At 67.5% G+C, this 523-nt stretch carries 2 pseudogenes; one reads left to right on the top strand and one right to left on the bottom strand.

Features of this window, described 5'->3' with window-relative positions:
* Window positions 1-303, top strand: a pseudogene (locus A5697_RS22995) (hypothetical protein); the annotation flags it as partial.
* Window positions 304-307: 4 nt separating this feature from the next.
* Here A5697_RS22995 and A5697_RS22990 read toward each other — a convergent pair.
* Window positions 308-523, bottom strand: a pseudogene (locus tag A5697_RS22990) (hypothetical protein); the annotation flags it as partial.

The following is a 523-nucleotide window of genomic DNA, read 5'->3' as shown; positions in this document are numbered from 1 at the left end:
GTGCCCATCTCGACGATCCCGTTCGGCACCAAGACCGGCGAGATCGAGATGGACGGGCAGCGGGTCGCCGTCCCCGTCGCGACGGATCAGACGCTGCAGAAGATCTGCGAGATCACCGACGGCCAGTCGTTCCACGCCGACAGCCTCGAGTCGCTGAAGAACGTCTATGCGACCCTGCAGCGCCAGATCGGCTACGAGACCGTCAAGGGCGACGCCAGCCTGGCGTGGATGCTGCTGGGGGCCGTCGCGATGGCCGGCGCCATCCTGGCCGGCTTGTTCCTCAACCGCCGGCTGCCCTCCTGAGCGATCAGACCGGGAGCCGCCGGTTGATCAGCAGCGCCAGCGCCGTCGCGATCAGGGCGGTGATGACGCCCAGGCGCAACCACCCGGCGCTGCCCGGCCCCGGCACCGTGCGGTAGCCGATGTCCTTCTCGATCGCGTTGTAGCTCTTGGAAAGCTCGGCGACGTTGCCGGCGGTGTAAGACTGCCCGCCGGACAGCTTGGCGATCATCTTCATCTGATC

This window comes from Mycobacterium sp. E3251, from assembly GCF_001666835.1.
Classification (GTDB): domain Bacteria; phylum Actinomycetota; class Actinomycetes; order Mycobacteriales; family Mycobacteriaceae; genus Mycobacterium.
Note: the sequence above shows the minus strand (reverse complement) of the source record. Positions and strands in the feature narration are given on the sequence as shown.